The sequence below is a fragment of the Achromobacter sp. MUI-25009338 genome, assembly GCF_057359325.1.
The window spans coordinates 5,362,793-5,378,654 of sequence record NZ_CM170627.1; the positions used below are offsets into that span (position 1 = coordinate 5,362,793).

Annotated in this window: 16 protein-coding genes; 7 read left to right on the forward strand and 9 right to left on the reverse strand. The window is 69.4% G+C overall.

The window, feature by feature from the left end; translation table 11 throughout:
- Position 1 precedes the first annotated feature (1 nt).
- The 6 genes from AC1IQ6_RS25330 to AC1IQ6_RS25355 all read left to right on the forward strand — a co-directional run bounded on the left by AC1IQ6_RS25330 (position 2) and on the right by AC1IQ6_RS25355 (position 5,649).
- Positions 2-1,012: an ABC transporter permease gene (locus AC1IQ6_RS25330; RefSeq protein ID WP_485865467.1), complete on the forward strand. Its 1,011-nt coding sequence runs from the start codon at positions 2-4 to the stop codon at positions 1,010-1,012.
- Between the two features lie 5 nt (positions 1,013-1,017).
- Entirely contained in the window at positions 1,018-1,923 is a 906-nt protein-coding gene (gene nikC, locus AC1IQ6_RS25335) for a nickel transporter permease (RefSeq protein ID WP_102775336.1), read from the forward strand.
- 4 nt (positions 1,924-1,927) lie between these two features.
- Positions 1,928-2,953: an ABC transporter ATP-binding protein gene (locus AC1IQ6_RS25340; RefSeq protein WP_102775335.1), complete on the forward strand. Its 1,026-nt coding sequence runs from the start codon at positions 1,928-1,930 to the stop codon at positions 2,951-2,953.
- Positions 2,943-3,896, forward strand: a complete 954-nt coding sequence (locus tag AC1IQ6_RS25345; protein ID WP_246842534.1) for an ABC transporter ATP-binding protein — start codon at positions 2,943-2,945, stop codon at positions 3,894-3,896. Before AC1IQ6_RS25340 ends, AC1IQ6_RS25345 begins: the two co-directional genes overlap by 11 nt.
- Positions 3,897-3,950: 54 nt before the next feature.
- Entirely contained in the window at positions 3,951-4,859 is a 909-nt protein-coding gene (locus AC1IQ6_RS25350) for a LysR family transcriptional regulator (protein WP_102775333.1), read from the forward strand.
- Positions 4,860-4,941: 82 nt separating this feature from the next.
- Positions 4,942-5,649, forward strand: a complete 708-nt coding sequence (locus AC1IQ6_RS25355) for a FadR/GntR family transcriptional regulator (protein ID WP_102775332.1) — start codon at positions 4,942-4,944, stop codon at positions 5,647-5,649.
- Here the strand turns inward: AC1IQ6_RS25355 and otnK are convergent.
- The 9 genes from otnK to AC1IQ6_RS25400 form a co-directional block, all read right to left on the reverse strand.
- On the reverse strand, positions 5,646-6,911 hold the full coding sequence (otnK, locus tag AC1IQ6_RS25360) for a 3-oxo-tetronate kinase (RefSeq protein WP_102775331.1): 1,266 nt from the start codon (positions 6,909-6,911) through the stop codon (positions 5,646-5,648). The genes AC1IQ6_RS25355 and otnK overlap by 4 nt on opposite strands.
- On the reverse strand, positions 6,908-7,816 hold the full coding sequence (gene ltnD / locus AC1IQ6_RS25365; protein ID WP_111826806.1) for an L-threonate dehydrogenase: 909 nt from the start codon (positions 7,814-7,816) through the stop codon (positions 6,908-6,910). The genes otnK and ltnD overlap by 4 nt, the downstream gene beginning before the upstream one ends.
- Positions 7,817-7,843: 27 nt before the next feature.
- The gene (gene denD / locus AC1IQ6_RS25370) at positions 7,844-8,818 is read right to left on the reverse strand and encodes a D-erythronate dehydrogenase (RefSeq protein WP_102775329.1); all 975 of its coding nucleotides are present in this window, start codon (positions 8,816-8,818) and stop codon (positions 7,844-7,846) included.
- On the reverse strand, positions 8,815-9,612 hold the full coding sequence (gene otnI, locus AC1IQ6_RS25375; RefSeq protein WP_102775328.1) for a 2-oxo-tetronate isomerase: 798 nt from the start codon (positions 9,610-9,612) through the stop codon (positions 8,815-8,817). Before otnI ends, denD begins: the two co-directional genes overlap by 4 nt.
- Positions 9,613-9,620: 8 nt before the next feature.
- On the reverse strand, positions 9,621-10,259 hold the full coding sequence (gene otnC, locus AC1IQ6_RS25380) for a 3-oxo-tetronate 4-phosphate decarboxylase (RefSeq protein ID WP_111826808.1): 639 nt from the start codon (positions 10,257-10,259) through the stop codon (positions 9,621-9,623).
- Between the two features lie 62 nt (positions 10,260-10,321).
- Positions 10,322-11,455, reverse strand: a complete 1,134-nt coding sequence (locus AC1IQ6_RS25385) for a hypothetical protein (RefSeq protein WP_258231529.1) — start codon at positions 11,453-11,455, stop codon at positions 10,322-10,324.
- 2 nt (positions 11,456-11,457) lie between these two features.
- Positions 11,458-12,318: a decaprenyl-phosphate phosphoribosyltransferase gene (locus tag AC1IQ6_RS25390; protein WP_485865468.1), complete on the reverse strand. Its 861-nt coding sequence runs from the start codon at positions 12,316-12,318 to the stop codon at positions 11,458-11,460.
- 158 nt (positions 12,319-12,476) lie between these two features.
- Positions 12,477-12,890 carry a carboxymuconolactone decarboxylase family protein gene (locus AC1IQ6_RS25395; RefSeq protein WP_102775324.1) on the reverse strand — a complete coding sequence of 138 codons (414 nt, stop codon included), beginning with the start codon at positions 12,888-12,890 and terminating at the stop codon, positions 12,477-12,479.
- Positions 12,891-12,993: 103 nt separating this feature from the next.
- A complete protein-coding gene (locus tag AC1IQ6_RS25400; protein WP_111826811.1) occupies positions 12,994-15,258 on the reverse strand; it encodes a TonB-dependent receptor in 2,265 nt (754 codons plus the stop codon).
- Between the two features lie 217 nt (positions 15,259-15,475).
- Here AC1IQ6_RS25400 and AC1IQ6_RS25405 point away from each other — a divergent pair, with 217 nt between their 5' ends.
- Positions 15,476-15,859, forward strand: coding sequence for a SecDF P1 head subdomain-containing protein (locus tag AC1IQ6_RS25405; protein ID WP_485865469.1), 384 nt, complete (start codon positions 15,476-15,478; stop codon positions 15,857-15,859).
- Positions 15,860-15,862: the final 3 nt, after the last annotated feature.

Genomic DNA, 15,862 nt, shown 5'->3' on the forward strand with positions numbered 1-15,862 from the left:
CATGCTGCGCTTCATCGTCAAACGCTCGGCGTTCATGCTGTTGATGCTGGCCGGCCTGCTGGCCATCACCTTCACCATCTCGCATGTCGCGCCGGGCGACCCGGCCCGCCTGGCGGCTGGCCCCAACGCCACCGATGCCATGGTGCAGACCATCCGTGAGGAATACGGCATGGACCGCCCGGTGCTGGCGCAGTTCGCCACCTACCTCGGCGGCGTGGTGCAGGGCGACCTGGGGCGCTCCATCACCACCACCCGGCCGGTGTTCCAGGACCTGCTGCGCTTTTTCCCGGCCACGCTGGAACTGGTGTGCTTCTCCATCCTGCTGGCCATCGTGGGCGGCGTGCTGCTGGGCACCGTGGCCGCGGCCACGCAGAACCGCTGGCCCGACCACCTCATCCGCCTGCTGTCGACCTCGGGCGTGGCCTTTCCGATGTTCTCGCTGGGGCTGCTGCTGAAATACGTGTTCGCGCAGCACCTGGAATGGCTGCCGCTGGGCGGCAGGCTGGACATGCTGGCCTTTCCGCCCGACACCATCACCGGCTTCTACACCGTGGACAGCCTGCTGCATGGCGACGTCGAGACCTTCGCCTCGGCCCTGGGCTACATGATCCTGCCGGCGCTGGCGCTGGCGTTTCCGGCGCTGGCGTCCATCATCCGCGTCAACCGCGCCGAGATGCTGGAAGTGCTGCGCCAGGACTACATCGTGGCGGCGCGCGCGCACGGCGTGGCGCCGTGGCGCGTGATCGCCAAGTACGCCCTGCGCAACGCCATGCTGCCGACCCTGGCCATGATAGGCCTGCGCTTCGGCTGGATGCTGGGCGGCACCGTGCTGATCGAATCGGTGTTCGACTGGCCCGGCATCGGGCTGTACGCGGTGCAGGCCACGATGAACTCGGACTTCCAGCCCATCATGGGCGTCACGCTGGTGCTGGGCGCGAGCTTCATGCTGATCAACTTCGTCATCGACATCGTCTACGGCGCGCTGGACCCGCGCGTCCGCCATCAGGGCTGAGCCTCATGTCCACCACCACCGCCATTTCCCCGCCGCAGCCGCAACCGGCCCGCCACGGGCTGTCGCGCCAGCTGCGGCTGTACGCCGCCACCTTCGCGCGCAACAAGTCCGCGATGCTGGGGCTGGCCATCGTCGTCGGCTTCCTGCTGGTGGCGCTGTTCGCGCCCTGGCTGGCGCCCTATCCGGAAGACGCGGCCGGCTCCGTCAAGCTGGCGCAGAAGCTGCTGCCGCCCAGCCCGGCGCACTGGTTCGGCACCGACGAAATGGGCAACGACATCCTGTCGCGTGTGCTGCTGGGCGCGCGCACTTCGCTGCAGATCGGGCTGACCATCACCGGCATCGCCGTGCTGATCGGCGTGCCGCTGGGCGTGATCGCCGGCTACTTCGGCGGCCGCGTGCAGGAGCTGATCATGCGCGTCACCGACATCTTCCTGTCGGTGCCGGGGCTGGTGCTGGCCATCGCCATCGTGGGCGCGCTGGGGCCGGGCATCCTGAACGCCATGATCGCGCTGTCGCTGGTGTGGTGGCCGGGCTATGTGCGGCTGGTCCAGGCCAAGACGCTGTCGCTCAAGGGCGAGGTCTACATCGACGCCGCCCGCATGATGGGCGCCGGGCCGCTGCGCATCGTGTTCGTGCACATCCTGCCCAACTGCGTCTCGCCCATCGTCATCAAGGCGTCCATGGACATGGGCATGGCGATTCTCAGCGCGGCCAGCCTGGGCTTTCTGGGCCTGGGCGCGCAGCCGCCCTCGCCGGAGTGGGGCGCGATGATTTCCGTGGGACGCAACTATTTGCCGCAATGGTGGTGGTATTCGGCCTTTCCTGGCCTGGCCATCTACCTCACGGTGCTGGGCTTCAACCTGATCGGCGACGGCCTGCGCGACGTGCTCGATCCCAAGCAGCGGAGCTGACACCATGACGGCTCCCCTGCTGGAATTCGACGACTTCCGCCTGCATTTCGACACCTTCGACGGCTGCTACCAGGCGCTCGACGGCGTCACGCTCAGCATCGCCCCGGGCGAAAGCCTGGGCATCGTGGGCGAAACCGGCTGCGGCAAGTCGGTCACCGCCAAGAGCGTGCTGGGGCTGGTGCCCAGTCCGCCGGCGCGCGTGGCCGGCGGCGACCTGCGCTACCGCGGGCAGAGCCTGCTGGGCCTGGACGAAGCCGCCATGCGCAGGATACGCGGCGTGGAGATCGCGATGATCTTCCAGGACCCCATGACGTACCTGAATCCGCTGTTCACCATCGGCGACCAGATGTCGGCCGTGATCGCCGCGCACGACGCCGCCAAGCCGCGCGCGCAACGCCGCAGCGCGCGCCAGCGCCGGCAACTGGCCGCGGACATGCTGGCGCGCGTGCACCTGCCCAATCCGGACACGCAGCTGGCCCGCTATCCGCACCAGCTGTCCGGCGGCCAGCGCCAGCGGGTGCTGATCGCCATGGCGCTGTCCGGCTCGCCGTCGCTGCTGATCGCCGACGAGCCCACCACGGCGCTGGACGTCACCATCCAGGCGCAGATCCTGGACCTGCTGGACGAACTGCGGCGCGACCTGGGCCTGGCCATCCTGCTGATCTCCCACGACCTGGGCGTGATCTCGCGCGTGTGCGACCGCGTCGCGGTGATGTATGCCGGCACCGTGGTCGAAACCGCGCCGGTCGCCAGCCTGTTCGACGATCCGCGCCATCCCTACACCCGCGGCCTGCTGGCGTCCGTGCCGCATCCGCGCAAGCCGGCGCAGATGCTGGCTGGCATCCCCGGCACCGTGCCCAACCTGCTGCATCCGCCGGCCGGCTGCCGTTTCCAGGCGCGCTGCAGCGCGGCCGTGCCCGCCTGTAGCCAACAGCGGCCGGCCACGGTTTCCCTAGCCCCTCAACACAGCGCCGCCTGCCTGCTGCTGGCCCGGCGCCCGGCCCACGAGCCCGATGCCCATGCTGCTTGAACTGCGCTCCGTCTCCCGAGAATTCCGCATGAACGACGGCCGCAGCCTGCACGCCGTCAGCGACGTGAGCTTCGGCATCGAACCCGGCCAGGCGCTGGGGCTGGTGGGCGAGTCCGGCTGCGGCAAGTCCACGCTGGGCCGCCTGTGCGCGCGGGCGCTGGACCCCACCAGCGGCAGCGTGCACTTCGACGGCCGCGACGTGACCCGGCTGAGCCCGCGCGACCTGCGCGCGTTGCGCCGCTCGGTGCAGTTCATTTTCCAGGACCCGCATTCCGCGCTGAATCCGCGCATGACGATTCTGCGCAGCGTGTCCGAGCCGCTGATCCTGCACACCGACCTGCGCGGCGCGCGCCTGCGCGCGCAGGCGGCCGAACTGATGGAGATGGTCGGCCTGCCGGCCCAGTTCCTGAGCCGCTATCCGCACGAGCTGTCCGGCGGCCAGAAGCAGCGCGTCTGCATCGCGCGCGCCATCGCGCTCAAGCCCAGGCTGCTGGTGCTGGACGAACCCACTTCGGCGCTCGACGTATCGGTGCAGGCGCAGATCCTGAGCTTCCTGAAAGAGCTGCAGGCGCGCTTCAACCTTTCCTATCTGTTCATCTCGCACAATCTGGCCGTGATCCGCGCCCTGTGCCCGCGCGTGGCGGTCATGTACCTGGGCCGCATCGTCGAACAAGGCCCCACCGAAGAAGTGTTCGTCCAGCCCCGCCATCCCTATGCCGAGGCGCTGATCGACGCCATCCCCGTGCCGGAGGGCCGCCAGCCCGAGCGGCGCATCACGCTGCAGGGCGACATTCCCTCGCCCATCGACCTGCCGCGCGGCTGCGCCTTCGCTTCGCGCTGCGGCAAGGCCATCGCGGGCCGCTGCGACGCCGCGCAGCCCGGCCTGTACGCCACCGGGGCGGCGCACGAGGCGCGCTGCCACCTGTATGCGCCGGCGCCCTGACACCGAAGCCGGACCGGGAATGGTAAAACTGCACGCTGATACGAGTCGCCCGGCATGACCGCTCTCCTGGACAAATTCGCCAATCAGCTGGACTGGAACCTGCTGCGCACCTTCATGGTGATCGTGCAGGAGCGCAGCATCACGCTGGCCGCGCACCGCCTGTCGGTGACCCAGCCCTCGGTCAGCGCCGCGCTGCGCCGGCTGGAGGAGCGCCTGGAACGTCGCCTGATCGAACGCGGCGGCGCTGCCGCCTTCCAGCCCACCGCCGCCGGCGAGGTGCTGTACCGGCACTGCGCCGATATCTACGGCATCGTCACGGCGCTGCCCAAGGCGCTGGACGCCGCCCACGGCGTGGTGCAGGGCATCGTCACGCTGCACCTGAGCGGACATATCCATTGGCCGGAACTGCCGGCCCTGATCGCCGGCTACCGCCAGCAATATCCGCTGGTGCGCTTTCGCGTCAAGCGCGGAACCTGCGCCGACATCCTCGGCCAGCTCGCCCAGAAGCACGCCACGCTGGGCGTGGTGTCGGCGCGCGACGCGCGCCCGGTGCTGGTGCAGCGCAAGCTGTTCGACCAGGAAATGGGCCACTATATGGGCCACGGCGCGGTCCACGGCGCCGATGATCCGCACGCCGCGCCGGTGATCGGCTTCGAGGACGAGCAGACCGGCTCGCCGCTGGCCGCGCTGTCCGTGCACCGCATACGCGCCGGCCTGGAAGGCCCCACCGTGGCCGAGGCGCCGGACTGCGAATCGCTGGCCGCGCTGGTGCGCGCCGGCGCCGGCATCGGCGCGCTGCCCAGGCGCTATGCCGCGCAGGACCCCGGCATGGCCGAACTGCCGCTGCCGCCCATCGTCCTGCCGGTCTACCTGGCCCGCCACGAACAGGCCGGCCTCAGCCCCGCCGACCAGCGTTTCCTACAGTACCTGGAAAGCCAGGGCTGCCTGCCCGCGCAACCCTGAGCCGCGCGGCGCGCGCCTAGCGGTTATCATCGACGCTGCCCCGCCGACTCGTGTGCGGCTCATTCCCAGGCGCTGCGCATCCATGTCGTTTCCCCGACTTCCCTCCCCGCCCACGCTGACCGATACGGTCGCCAAGCAGCTGCGCGCCGAGATCGACACGGGCCGCCTGCCGCCCGGCGCCAAACTGCCGCCCGAGACCACGCTGGCGCAGCAGTTCGGCGTCAGCCGCACCGTCATCCGCGAAGCCGTGTCCCGGCTGCGCCAGGACGGCGTGGTCGAGGCGCGCCAGGGCAGCGGCGTGTACGTCACCGCCGCCACCGGCAACCGCCCCCTGCGCATCGACGCGGCCGAGCTGTCCTCGATCGAGGCGGTGCTGCATATCGTGGACCTGCGCCGCGCGCTGGAAACCGAAATCGCCGCGCAGGCCGCCGCCATGCGCAAGAAGCAGGACATGGCCGACATCGACGCGGCGCTGGCCGCGATCTCGCAGGCGGTCGCGGACGGCGGCGACGGCGTGAAGGAAGACGTGGCGTTTCACCGCAGCATCGCGCGCGCCACCGGCAACCCGTACTTCCTGACCACGCTGGCCTTCGTCAGCCAGTTCCTCGAAGCCGCCACCCGCGTCACGCGCGGCAACGAGGCGCGCCACGCCAACCTCATGCGCGACGTGCTGCAGGAACACGCCGCCATCGTCGAAGCCATACGCAACAAGGACGTCGACGGCGCGCGCGAAGCGGCCCGCATCCATATGGTGAACGCAGCCAGGCGGCTGCGGCAGGCGCATCGTTAGGCAAACGCCTTGGCGAATGCCTTGATGAAAAAATCCCGTGTACCGAAGTTCCCCGACTTCAGCGCAATGCTGATGTCCCCTTGCGCGGCGGGCGCATAGCCCGCGCACCACGGCACGCCCGGGTCGATCTGTTCGCCGATGGCGATCTGCTCCAGGCCCAGCGCCTGCACCACCGCGCCCGAGGTCTCGCCGCCGGCCACGATCAGCTGTCGCACGCCGCGTTCGACCAGTCCGGCCGCGATGCGCGCCAGCGCCGCCTCGACCAGCGCGCCGGCGCGTTCGGCGCCCAGCGCGCCCTGGGCCTGGCGCACCTGCTCGGGCTGCGCGGTGGAATAGATCAGCACCGGTCCGTCGGCCAGCCGCGGCGCGGCCCACGCCAGCGCCTCGCCGGCCACGTCGTCGCCGGCCGCCAGCCGCAGCGGGTCCAGCGCCAGCGCCGGCCGCCCGCTTTCGATGAAGGCCGCGACCTGCCCGTTGGTGGCGGCCGAGCAGCTGCCGGCCAGCACCGCCTGCGGCCCCGGCACGCGCGCCAGTGCGGCGCGCCCGCCGGGCGCCAAACCCCAGTTGGCCGGCAGGCCGATCGCCACGCCCGAGCCGGCGGTCACCAGCGGCATGCCGCGCAGCGCCGGGCCCAGGGCCAGCAGGTCGGCGTTGCCGACCGCATCGACGATGGCGATCCCGACGCCCTCGGATGCCAGCTCGCGCATGCGCGCGCCGATCGCGTCGCTGCCGCGCGCCACCACGGCATAGTCGATCAGCCCGACCTTGCGCGAGGTCTGCGCCGACAGCACGCGCACCAGGTTGGGATCGGTCATGGGCGTGAGCGGATGATGCTGCATGCCCGATTCGTTCAGCAGCACGTCGCCGGCGAACAGATAGCCCTTGAACACCGTGCGCCCGTTGTCCGGAAAGGCCGGCGTGGCGATGGTGAAATCCGTGCCCAGGCGCGCCATGAGGGCGTCGATGACCGGACCGATATTGCCCCGCGGCGTGCTGTCGAAGGTGGAGCAGTACTTGAAATAGATCTGCTCGGCGCCCTGCGCCTGCAGCCAGTCCAGCGCCGCCAGCGACTGCGCCACGGCCTCGTCGGCGGGCAGGGTGCGGGTTTTCAGCGCCACCACCACCGCGTCGGCGTCGCCGCGCAGCGGCGCGCCCGGCACGCCGATGGTCTGCACCGCGCGCATGCCGGCGCGCACCAGATTGTTGGCCAGGTCCGTGGCCCCCGTGAAATCGTCGGCGATGCAACCCAGTTTGAGGCTCATTTCGGCTCCGGCAGGAGGATTCCCGGAAAAATCTTGATCACGGCGCTGTCGTCCTCGCGGCCATGCCCGGCCGACGAGGCCTGCATGAACATCTGGTGCGCGGTCGCCGCCAGCGGCAGCGGAAACTTGCTGTGGCGCGCAGTGTCCAGCACCAGGCCCAGGTCCTTCACGAAGATGTCCACCGCCGACAGCGGCGTGTAGTCGCCGGCCAGGACGTGGGCCATGCGGTTCTCGAACATCCAGCTGTTGCCGGCGCTGTGGGTGATGACTTCGTACAGCGCGTCGGCGTCCACCCCTTCGCGCAGGCCCAGCGCCATGGCCTCCGCGGCGACCGCGATATGCACGCCGGCCAGCAGCTGGTTGATGATCTTGACCTTGCTGCCCGCCCCCGCCCGGTCGCCCAGGCGATACACCTTGCCGGCCATCGATTCCAGCACGCCGCCGCAGGCCTCGTAGGCGGCCGGCCGGGCGGCGGTCATCATGGTCATTTCGCCCGCGGCGGCACGGGCCGCGCCGCCGGAGATGGGCGCGTCCACGTACAGCACGCCCAGCCCGGCCAGGCGCGCCTCCTGCGCGACCGACCAGTTCGGGTCCACGGTGGAGCACATCACGAACACGGCGCCCGGGCGCAGCGCGGCGGCGATGCCGCCGTCGCCGTACAGCACCGCCTCGGTCTGCTGTGCGTTGACGACCACGCTGATCACGATGTCGCAGGCCTGCGCCATCTCGGCCAGCGAGGCGCAGGCCACGCCGCCCTCGGCCGCGTAGGCCTCGGCCACGCCGGGCCGGATGTCGTAGGCATGCACCTCGTGGCCGGCGCGGCGCAGGCTTTGCGCGATGCCCGCGCCCATGGCGCCCAGGCCGATCACGCCGACGCGGCGCGGAGTAGTCTGCGGATGGTTCATGGTATGGAGATCCAGAAAGCCCGGCGTTCAGCGCGGCAGGTCGTCGGCCAGGTAGGCGCGGATGATTTCGGCGAAATCGCGCTCGCCCTGCAGCCCCAGCGCGGCCGCGCGCGTCGTGTCCCAGCGTCCGGGCCAGCTGCCGACGATGCGCTCGACCCGTTCGTCCGCCTGCCAGGCGATGCGGTCGGCGACCTCGTCGCCGGCCACCTCGCGCAGCGCCTGCTGCATGTCGCCGGCGGTGACGGACACGCCCGGCAGGTTGATCGGCCGGCGGTCGGCCACTGCCGCGGCCGGCAGCTCGCAGCCGGCGATCAGCGCCTGGATCGCGCCGCGCGGCGACAGCAGCCACAGCCGGGTATCGGGGCCGACCGGACAGACCGCCGCCTCGCCGTTGAGCGGTTCGCGGATCATGCCGCTGGCGAACGACGAGGCCGCCGCGTTCGGACGGCCCGGGCGCACGCTGATGGTCGGCAGGCGCAACACGCGGCCATCGACGTAGCCGCGCCGCGTGTAGTCGGCCAGCAGCAGCTCGGCAATCGCCTTTTGCGTGCCGTAGGACGACTGGGGATTGAGCGCGGTGTCGTCGCGCACCGTCTCGGGCAAGTCGCCACCGTACACCGCCACCGAACTGGTGAAGATCACGCGCGGGCGATGGCCGAGCTGGCGGCAGGTTTCGAGCAGCGCGCGCGAGGCGTCCAGGTTGATCCGCATCCCCAGGTCGAAGTCGGTCTCGGCCTGGCCGCTGACGATGGCGGCCAGGTGGAAGATGACGCGGGTATCGGCGTCGATGGCCTGGCGCAGCACGGCCGGATCGGCGATGTCGCCGACCAGCGACCGCATGCGCGGATCGGCGCAGGCGCCCGCCTCGGCCACGTCCAGCAGATCGATCCGGCCGATGGGCTGGGGCGCGCCGCCATCCAGCGCCAGCGCGCCCCGTTCCAGCAGTTTGCGAGCCAGCCGCTGGCCCAGAAAGCCCGCGCCGCCAGTAATCAGTATTTTCATGATGAGTGCCCAGTGCCGCAAAGATAGGGTCGCGCCCAGCGCAGGCCGGCGGAGGTGCCGGCCTTGGGGCGGTATTCGCAGCCGATCCAGCCGGCGTAGCCCAGCGCGTCGATGCGCTCGAACAGATAAGGGTAGTTCAGCTCGCCCAGGTCTGGCTCGTGGCGGTCCGGCACGCCCGCGATCTGGATGTGGCCGATGCCCGCCATGTCGCGCTGCAGCTTCATGGCGATGTCGCCTTCCACGATCTGGCAGTGGTAGATATCGAACTGCACCTTGAGGTTGTCGGCACCGACTTCGGCGCAGATGGCCTGGGCCTCGTCCTGGCGGTTGAGGAAAAAGCCCGGCATGTCGCGCGGGTTGATGGGTTCTATCACCACGGTGATGCCGGCCGGCGCCGCCGCCAGCGCAGCCCGCGCCAGGTTCTCCAGATAGGCCTGGCGATGCGCCTCGCGGTCCTGGTCCGGGCGGATCAGGCCGGCCATCACGTGCAGCCGGCGGCAGCCCAGCGCGGCCGCATATTCCAGCGCCCGGTCCAGGCCGCGGCGGAATTCGTCCTCGCGGCCGGGCAGCGAGGCGATGCCCCGCTCGCCGGCTTCCCAATCGCCGGGCGGCGCATTGAACAAGGCCTGCGTCAGGCCGTGATCGGCCAGCCGCGCCTTGAGGTCGGCCGCCGCGAATTCGTAGGGAAACAGGAACTCCACGCCGGCAAATCCATCGTCCGCCGCCGCCTTGAAACGGTCCAGGAACGGGTGCTCGGCATACATCATGCTCAGGTTGGCGGCCAGGCGCGGCATGGCGGCTCCTAGTAGCGCGCGCCGAAGACGGCGCGCAGTTCTTCGATGGCCTCGGCGCTCAGCGGCTGCGGGCGCGGATCGCTCATCAGCCACAGCCTGGCCGTTTCTTCCAGTTCTTCCAGCGCATGAGAGGCGTGCGACACGGAGCGCTCCCACACCACCGGCCCCAGCCGCTCGAACAAGGCCCCGCGCACCTGCGCCGCCACGGCCGCGACCTCGGCCGCGGCCTGCGCATCGCCCGGACGGCGATAGCCGATCAGCGGAATCCGCCCCACCTTCATGACCTGGTAAGGCGTGATGGGCGGCAGCACTTCGTCGGTCCGCCACACGCCGGCCAGGGTCAGGGCCACCAGGTGGGTGGAATGCGTATGGACCACGCCGCGCGACTGCGGGCTGGCGCGGTAAATGCCCTGGTGCAGCGCCAGGGTCTTGGAAGGCTTGGCGCCCGACACCCAGTTGCCGGCCGCGTCCACCTTGGCCAGCTGCGCCGGGTCCAGCCGGCCCAGGCAGGCGTCGGTGGGCGTGATCAGCCAGCCGTCGTCGAGCCGCGCGCTGATGTTGCCGGCCGCCCCGACCGTGTAGCCGCGGTCGTACAGGCTGGCGCCTACCGTGCAGATTTCTTCGCGGATGCGGGCTTCTTCGGACATGGGAAACAGCGCTGGAAGTAATCGGGTCATCATACAACTTTGACGATTCCCCACACCTAGGGCTAACCCGTTGGCGGCGGCCGTTCCCGCGCCCACCGATCCAGCGCCAGGGCCATCAGGCATGTCAGCGTGGGGTACAGCATGCTCAGGTTGCGCATTTCCGCCGGCGAGCAGAACAGCAGGAAGAGCGGCAGATTGATCCACAGGGCCAGGCGCGCGTGCCGGCGCAGCGCCGGCGGCAGACGCTCCCAGCCGGCGGCCGCCACGCCGGCCAGCGCCAGCGCGCTCACGATGCCGAAGCCGCGCGGCAGCAGCACGCCGTAGGTGCTTTCCGTCAGCAGCCAGTTGCCCGGATTGACGTAAAAGCGCAGGGTATGCAACAGCTGATAACTGACGGTTCCCCCCGGATTGCCGGCATAACGCAAGCGCAGCGCCAGGTATACGCAGCCGCTTATCGCCAGCATGCCCATCACCAGCGCGCCGGCCTGCCAGCGCGGCAGCCCGCGGCGCAACAGCGGATAGAGCGAGAGCGCGAAAAAGAAAAAGGCTTCCTTGTTCCAGGCCGCCACGCCGGTCAATACCAGCAGCCCGAGCATGCGCAGCGGCCGGCGGCGATCCGCGCCCAGCGCCAGCAGCACCGCGCCCATCATGAACAGCAGTTCGAAGAAGTCGTAGAAATAGCCGCCCCCGGTCAGGAAGAACGGCAGCAGCAGCGCGACGGCGGCCGGCGCCAGGGTCGCGCCCATCCGGTCGGCGCCGGCCCGCAGACATACGCGCCGCATGACGAAAAGCGCGGCCACCAGCGCGAGAAAGGCCAGGTAATAGACGAGGTGATAGCGCAGCGCGACCGCGGGGATCAGCGATTCCGAGGCCGGATAGCGCATCGCCAGGCCCCAGCGGCTGTCGACCCGCTCCGGCCGCGCCAGGCGCGCGGAGATGCGCGCCACCATCGCCGGCGGCAGCAGCGCCTGGATGCCGTTGGCCAGCGCGGGCACGAATTGCCGGTACACATAGGGACGGTGGGCCGTGCCCTCCACCATGTGCGCCAGGCTCAGGGCCGGATTGCCGTCATTGAGCCGCCACTTGGTGTAGAAGCCGTTGAACGCCGCGGCCGCGACCACCACATAGGCGCAGCACAGGAGGAACCGGCGCAAGCCCGGACGCTCGAAGGCGAACATTCGCGCCAGCGCAGTCATGTTCATGCTCCCAGCAACAGGATGGCCGCCGCCGCCCAGGCCAGCACCGCCAGGCGGATCTGGCCGTCGGCCAGCAGATCGCGGCCCGGCTCCTGGCCCGCGCCTTCCCGGTACAGCAGGTACAGGTAACGGAACACCCCGAAGGTGACGATGGGCAGGGTGGCGATGAGATGGTCGGTGCCGTGCAGCGCCGCGACCTCCGGGTCCACGGTGTACAGCCCGTAGGCCAGCAGGCTGGCGCAGGCGGTAATGGCGACCAGCGCATCCAGCAGCTGGGCGCTGTAGTCTTGCAGCACGCTGCGCGCGCCTTCGGCGCGCACGGCGATTTCGGCGCGGCGTTTGGCGAACCCCAGGAACAGGGTCAGCATGAAACTGCACAGCAGCATCCAGCGCGAGGGCGCGACGCCCACCGCATACGTGCCGCAGGCCAGCCGCAGCATGAAGCCGGCTGAAATACAGAAAACGTCCACCAGCACGTGATGCTTCAGGCTCAGGCTGTAGGCGACGTTGAGCAGCAAATAGACCGCCACGGCCAGCGCCACCGCCCACTGTCCCGTGCCCAGCGGAATGGCCAGGGCGCCCCAGGCCAGCAGCAGCATCAGCGCGCGCGCCTCGCGCAGCCCGACCCGGCCGGCCGGGATGGGACGATGGCGCTTTACGGGATGCGCGGCGTCGGCGCCGCGGTCGTGGTAGTCGTTCAGCACGTAGGCCGCGCTGGACGCCAGGCAGAACGCCACGAAGCCCACGCACACGGCAAACACCAGGCGGGGATCGGCCCAGCCGTTGCTGAAGATCAGCCCGATCAGCACGAAGCCGTTCTTCAGCCATTGCTGCGGACGCAGCAGCGTGATGACGGCGCTCATGGAAGCGCCCGCGGGAAGGACTGCGGTGGTAGGGTCATGCGGCTGGCGCGACGGAATCCGTCCGTTGAAGTGCCGCAGACTATGCCAGCGAAAGCACGGCGTCCGGGACGCCGCCGCGCTTTATCAGACTCATGCCCGCCGCGGCGGGCGGCGCCGGCTTACGACGCGTCAGCCTTGAAGGCGCCCTCTTCCTCCAGCACCTGATTGGCGGCCTTGAAGGCGTCCAGGCCCGCCGGAATGCCGCAGTACACGGTGGCCTGCAGCAGGATCTCCTTGATCTCCTCGACCGTCACGCCGTTGTTGAGCGCGCCCTTGACGTGCAGCTTGATTTCGGCCGGACGGTTCAGCGCCGTCAGCATGGCCAGGTTCAGCATGCTGCGGGTCTTTTTCTCCAGGCCGGGCCGGCCCCAGGTGTAGCCCCAGCACCACTCGGTGGTGATGTGCTGGAACGCCATCATGAACTCGTTGGCCCGGGCCATCGAGCCGTCCACGTATTCGCTGCCCAGCACCTCGCGGCGCAGTTCCAGGCCCTGGTCGAACAGGGCCTGGGTTTCGGATTTGATGTCTGCCATGGTTGCTCCTTTGATGTTGCCGACACTCGGTGAGCAACATTCTTGACCATGGCGGACCGGCGCGCAATCATGGCCGGCCCCGCGGCTGGGCCGGCTTCGCGCCTCAGTCGTAGCGGAAGGTGGCGGTCAGCATGGCCGAGCGGCCCGGCGCCACGTAGCTGAACAGGCCCACGTGCGAGGCTTCGTATATGGTCTCGTCGGTCAGGTTGTTCAGGTTGAGCTGCAGGCTGAAGTTGCGGTTGAACTGGTAGGACGCCATCGCGTCGTAGCGCCAGTACGAGGGCAGCTGGTAGACGTTGGCGTCGTCCACGTAGCGCTTGCCGGTATAGGTGGCGCCGGCGCCCACCGTCAGCTCGGGCATGAGGCGGTAGGTGCTCCACAGGCTGGCGCTCTGGCGCGCAATGAACTTCATCTGGTTGCCGCTGTAGTCCGTGCCGCCGCTCTGGTAGCTGGTGACCTTGGGGTCCATGTAGCTGTAACCCGCCCACACCTGCCATTTCGGCGTGATGGCGCCGGCCGCGCCCAGTTCGATGCCGCGCACGCGGTTGCTGCCCGACAGCGTCACGTCGCCGGTGATCGGGTCGGCGCTGCGCGCGTCGGTCTTGCGGGTCTCGAACACCGCCGCCGTCAGCGACAGGCGCTCGTCGAACACGTCCCACTTGGTGCCCACTTCGATGCTGCGGCTCTTTTCCGGCGCCAGTTGCGCCGTGTCCGCGGTCAGGCGGCCGCCGGCCGCGCCGTCGGCGCCGCCCGACTGGGCCGCGGTTTCGCCGGACGGGTTGGACGAAGTGCCGTAGGACACGTAGATGCTGCCATTGGGCGCGGGCTTGTAAACCAGGCCCAACTGGTAGTTCCACATATTGTCGGTGCGCTGCGCGTCGCCGCTGGTGACGCGGTAGTTGTCATAGCGCAGGCCGACGTTGGCCTCCCATTGCTCGCTGAACTTCATCGTGTCGAACAGGTAGGCCGCGCGGGTGATGGTTTCGGCGGCGTCGTACCTGGGGCCCCAGCTCAGGCTGCCGGTATAGGCCTGGTGCGGGTTCGGGTGGTAGAGATCGTCGATCAGGGCCTTGTCGAAGCCGCCGCGGGGCACGCCGTCGCGCTTGATGATCTTCTCGTTGCTGTATTCCAGGCCGGCCGCATAGCTGTGGCGCACGCCGCCGGCGAGGAATTCGCCGAACAGGTCGGTCTGGTTGATGAAGGACCGGTTGGTCTGGTTCAGCGTGCGCAGCGCCTTGGTCATCTGCACGCCCGGCGCCTCGGTGGAGCACGGCGCCACGCCATAGGCCGGATTGGGCCGCCCGCCCGTACGCGCCGCGCAGTTGTCGAACGAGGGGCGCGTCATGGCGTATTCGTTGCTGGACTGGGTGTAGCGCGTGCCGTTGCGCAGCTTCAGGCTGTCGCTGAACTTGTGCTCCACCATCAGGGTGCCCATGTCGGCCTGGTTCTTGCGGTAGTCGCGCCCGACCAGCCCGTAGTAGTTGTCGCGGTCCACGTCGGGCGGCGTCACGCGCCCGGGGCGCGATTCGTTCTTGAACGGGATGCCCAGGTCGGGCGTGTCGTCGTTCTGCAGGTGGTAGTAGCTGAGCGTGACCTGGGTCGGCGTGCCCAGGCCCCAGGTGAACGACGGCGCCACGCCCCAGCGGTCGGTCTCGACGTGGTCGCGGCCCGGGATGTCGCCGCCCTGCTTCATGAAGTTCAGGCGGAACGCCGAACTCTCGCCCAGCCCCCAGTTGGCGTCGCCGGTCAGGCGCCAGTTCTTGTCGGTGCCGACGCCGACCGTGCCTTCGACGAAGTCTTCCAGCTTGGGCGTCTTGCTGACCAGGTTGATGCTGCCGCCGGTCGAACCGCGCCCGCTGTAGGCCGAGCTGGGGCCCTTCAGGATCTCGACCGATTCCAGGTTGAAGGTCTCGTGCGAGAAGCGGCCCAGGTCGCGCATGCCGTCGACCATCATGTCGGTGCTGGCCTCGTAGCCGCGCACGAAGGGCCGGTCGCCGGCGGGCGTGCCGCCCTCGCCCGCGCCGAAAGTGATGCCGGGCGCGGTGCGCAGCACGTCCATCAGCGACGAGGCGGCGCGGTCCCGCATCAGCTGCTCGGTGATCACGGTCACCGAGCGCGGCGTGTCCAGCAGGGGCGCCGTCATCTTGGGAGACGAGGCGACGTTCGCCTCGTAGCCGTCGCTGACCGCCTGGCCCTGCACCTGCACGGGCGACAGTTCCGGCACCGCTCCCGGCGCCAGGCTGCCCTGCGCCAGGACCAGGCCCGGCGACATCAGGGCGCCGCAGACCGCGGCGTAGATCGTGGAATTCGTAGACGAAATGCTGCCGCCGGCCTTGGCGCCGGCCGTCAAACTCTCTGCTTTGCTCATTGGACTCTTTCGGAAACCGCCCCGCGGCGGGTGCGCTATGGATGCGCTCTTGGTTTTATAAGAAGGCCAATGATATTCATTACCATTATTGCATTCAACTATTTGTCAGGCTTTATTCAGAAATTCGTCATTTTTGTCGAATTTTCTGGCCGATTAACAACACCAAGGGATAGGCTAGGATGCGAAAACGCGGGCCGTTGCCCGGAAGGAGAGTTCCATGCCGCCCATCCGCCATTTGCTGCGCGCCGCCCTGCTGGCCGCGCTTTTGCCCTGCGCGGCGCAGGCCGAGACGGTCATGCTGCAGGCGCAGCAGGCGACGGCGAGCGCCGATCCGGCCACCTCGGCCCGCACGGTGGAAATCACGCTGAAGCCGGAAAGCGCCAAGGCGCTGGCCGACTTCACCCGCGCGCGCGTCGGCCAGCGCATCCAGCTGCGCGCCGACGGCGTGGTGCTGTCGTCGGCCACCCTCATGGCCCCGCTGGAAAGCGACAACCTGCGCATCGTCGCGGGCGAACATGGCTTCGAAGGCAAGTCCGCCGAAGATATCGCCCAACGCATCATGAAGGCCGGCGGGCTGACGATAGGCGACGAAAACCGGTAGCGG

What these genes read in the sequence shown, in the direction of transcription:
- AC1IQ6_RS25330 (WP_485865467.1), top strand. Translation starts at nt 2, where the DNA reads ATGCTGCGCTTCATCGTCAAACGCTCGGCGTTCATGCTGTTGATGCTG.
- nikC (WP_102775336.1), top strand. Translation starts at nt 1,018, where the DNA reads ATGTCCACCACCACCGCCATTTCCCCGCCGCAGCCGCAACCGGCCCGC.
- AC1IQ6_RS25340 (WP_102775335.1), top strand. Translation starts at nt 1,928, where the DNA reads ATGACGGCTCCCCTGCTGGAATTCGACGACTTCCGCCTGCATTTCGAC.
- AC1IQ6_RS25345 (WP_246842534.1), top strand. Translation starts at nt 2,943, where the DNA reads ATGCTGCTTGAACTGCGCTCCGTCTCCCGAGAATTCCGCATGAACGAC.
- AC1IQ6_RS25350 (WP_102775333.1), top strand. Translation starts at nt 3,951, where the DNA reads ATGACCGCTCTCCTGGACAAATTCGCCAATCAGCTGGACTGGAACCTG.
- AC1IQ6_RS25355 (WP_102775332.1), top strand. Translation starts at nt 4,942, where the DNA reads ATGTCGTTTCCCCGACTTCCCTCCCCGCCCACGCTGACCGATACGGTC.
- otnK (WP_102775331.1), bottom strand. Translation starts at nt 6,911, where the DNA reads ATGAGCCTCAAACTGGGTTGCATCGCCGACGATTTCACGGGGGCCACG.
- ltnD (WP_111826806.1), bottom strand. Translation starts at nt 7,816, where the DNA reads ATGAACCATCCGCAGACTACTCCGCGCCGCGTCGGCGTGATCGGCCTG.
- denD (WP_102775329.1), bottom strand. Translation starts at nt 8,818, where the DNA reads ATGAAAATACTGATTACTGGCGGCGCGGGCTTTCTGGGCCAGCGGCTG.
- otnI (WP_102775328.1), bottom strand. Translation starts at nt 9,612, where the DNA reads ATGCCGCGCCTGGCCGCCAACCTGAGCATGATGTATGCCGAGCACCCG.
- otnC (WP_111826808.1), bottom strand. Translation starts at nt 10,259, where the DNA reads ATGTCCGAAGAAGCCCGCATCCGCGAAGAAATCTGCACGGTAGGCGCC.
- AC1IQ6_RS25385 (WP_258231529.1), bottom strand. Translation starts at nt 11,455, where the DNA reads ATGACTGCGCTGGCGCGAATGTTCGCCTTCGAGCGTCCGGGCTTGCGC.
- AC1IQ6_RS25390 (WP_485865468.1), bottom strand. Translation starts at nt 12,318, where the DNA reads ATGAGCGCCGTCATCACGCTGCTGCGTCCGCAGCAATGGCTGAAGAAC.
- AC1IQ6_RS25395 (WP_102775324.1), bottom strand. Translation starts at nt 12,890, where the DNA reads ATGGCAGACATCAAATCCGAAACCCAGGCCCTGTTCGACCAGGGCCTG.
- AC1IQ6_RS25400 (WP_111826811.1), bottom strand. Translation starts at nt 15,258, where the DNA reads ATGAGCAAAGCAGAGAGTTTGACGGCCGGCGCCAAGGCCGGCGGCAGC.
- AC1IQ6_RS25405 (WP_485865469.1), top strand. Translation starts at nt 15,476, where the DNA reads ATGCCGCCCATCCGCCATTTGCTGCGCGCCGCCCTGCTGGCCGCGCTT.